General features: G+C 37.6%; 1 protein-coding gene. It reads right to left on the bottom strand.

Features of this window, described 5'->3' with window-relative positions:
• Positions 1-176: 176 nt before the first annotated feature.
• The gene (locus tag BN1125_RS06555; RefSeq protein WP_052446083.1) at positions 177-2342 is read right to left on the bottom strand and encodes a putative bifunctional diguanylate cyclase/phosphodiesterase; all 2166 of its coding nucleotides are present in this window, start codon (positions 2340-2342) and stop codon (positions 177-179) included.
• Positions 2343-2524 lie beyond the last annotated feature (182 nt).

The raw sequence follows: 2524 nt of genomic DNA, 5'->3' as shown, positions 1-2524 counted from the left end.
ATCATCGCCGAAAAAAATCCCCAATCAGGTGCGGAATGTCGGTCCGAACACTGATGCTCCGCTATAATTGGCGGCTCAGTCTAAAGTTGCGTCAAGCTTATGTACTCATTGAAGCTGTTCATAATTTAAGTGCTCATGAACCAATGATTTAATTAAAGAATCCAATTTTAACTCAGTTATAAAGACTTCCATACAGTGCCATGTTCGAAGTTTTTAGACCAAGTAAAGAGCTCTTCCGCAGGCATAGGTTTCGCAATTCCATACCCTTGTGCTAGTTCACAACCTAATTCCTTTAATATTTTTCCAAGTTGCACCGTTTCCACTCCTTCTGCAACAACAGGCATGTTTACAGCGTGAGCCAGTTGAATTGCACCCTTAACAATATTTTTATCGAGCTCATTAGTCTCTATATTATAAACAAAGGATTGATCTATTTTTAATACACTCAGCGGTAAACTGTGAAAATGATTTAACGACGAATATCCTGTTCCAAAATCATCCAAAGAAAAGGTAACACCTAAGGACTTGCATTGGTTCATAATGTTAGCGACTGCCTTAACATCACCGAGTTCATGATTTTCGACAATCTCTATCTCTAGATAACGAGCGGTTCCATGTGGAAAGGAATCTAATAGCCGGCGCAAATAGTCAACAAAACTTTGTTGACTAATATATCTTGGAGAAATGTTTACACTGATATTTATTTCTAGCCCTTGCTCTAGCCATTCTACTTGTTGTTCTAACGCTTTTTTTAGCACCCATTCATCTAATGCTATTTCTAAAGGGGAATCTTTGATATGTGGTAAAAAAGCGCTTGGTGCTAACAAGCCTTTATCTGGATGCTGCCATCTAATTAACGCCTCCACAGAAGCTAAACAACCTGATCGCAAATAAATTCTAGGCTGATAGTAAAGGCGTAGTTGATCTTGTTCTATTGCACGCTTAAAGTCTGCAACCTTTTGATATCGCTGTACTTCTAGAGTGTTTTCTACGGTGTCAAATATGGAATAAGTATTCTTTCCTTGCTTTTTAGCTGCATACATAGCCTGATCGGCATGACGCAACAAAATGTCTGTATCATTATTATCAATGGGGTAGTAGGTAACGCCTATACTTGTAGATATATGTAACCGGTTGCCTTGTATATCAAATGGCTTACTAAAGTCTTCAATCGTGCGCTTGGCTATTTTTTCACCTTCCAAGACAGACTCAAGCCCTGGTAGTACCATGATAAACTCATCTCCTCCAATCCTAGCAAAGGTATCCGTTTCGCGTAATGTCCCCATAATTCGGTTTGACACAGAAACAAGAACCTCATCACCAACAGAGTGACCAAACTGATCATTAATTTCTTTAAAACCGTCTAAATCTAAAAATAATATAGCAACTAGCTTTTTCGTTCGATTTGCCATCAATAACGATTGCTTTAATCGATCTGTTAATAATTGTCTATTAGGTAGGTTGGTTAACTCATCAAAATAAGCCATGTGTTTAATCTTGTCTTCATGCCTTTTTCTTTCTGAGATATCCCGGATAAATACAAAACAGCTGCCACCTTCTATACCTGAGTAGCTAACCATAATTTCGACTGGAAATATTTGACCATTTTTATGGCGATGAGTAGATTCAAATATTGCCCCTCCTTCTAGACAGATCTTTGCAATCCTTTTCAGAACTATTGGTTTTGGTTGCTCCGCATCTAACTGCCAAATGTACATGTCCATTAACTCTTCTTCTGAATAGCCAGACATTTTGCAGTAGGCGCCATTTACCTCCAATATTTTCCCATCAATGTCTGTTTCCCAAAAGCCATCTTTAGATGTTGATAATACTGCCTTGTATCGTTGACTATTGGCCGCTATTTCTTGCTCTTTTTCTAATCGCTCAACTTCAGCGGAAATACGGCCAGCAAAGAGTTCAAATAAAGCGCTAATATTTTCCGTATGACTTATTTTATGTTTAAACAAGGTTACTATAAGACCAAAAACCTGCCCTGAAGAATTTAATAGCGGCGAACCAATGTAACCTTCTATTCCCATGTCAATAAGCAACTGATCATTTGGATAATGGTGACAAACACCCTTTGAATAAACACAGGTGTTATTTTGGCTTACATCTTCGCATGGTGTGTGTTGGAGGGCGTATTCAAAGTTTTTTCCAAAGCTATCCCCCGCAGCAAGAGATATTGTTTGAGAAACTCGACGATTTAAGTCTAACTTCGCTACAAAGGTGTAATCTGCGTCAATAAGCTTGTGCAATTGCATTGTTATGCTAGAAATAAACTCTTCGCCGTAAGCGTTTTTTAAAGATTTGATTATTTTTTTAATATCAAATTCTTTCATTATTTTTAGTCCCTTATATCTATCAGGCTAAGCGCATAGTATTGTAGAGCCTTTCATATCTTAATCAGCTTCCCTACATCACATAGTAATAAAGCCCTTCACCTTGCACCTTGAAAAGATATCACAAGTCAATTATTTACAGGTTTAGTATTGTCTAAAATCTTACCTGATTACCCATGATT

Source organism: Aeromonas fluvialis, from assembly GCF_000819885.1.
Lineage (GTDB): Bacteria > Pseudomonadota > Gammaproteobacteria > Enterobacterales > Aeromonadaceae > Aeromonas > Aeromonas fluvialis.
Note: the sequence above shows the minus strand (reverse complement) of the source record. Positions and strands in the feature narration are given on the sequence as shown.

Excerpts from the sequence above, each read along its gene's own strand:
- BN1125_RS06555 (WP_052446083.1), bottom strand. The coding sequence starts at position 2,342 with ATGAAAGAATTTGATATTAAAAAAATAATCAAATCTTTAAAAAACGCT.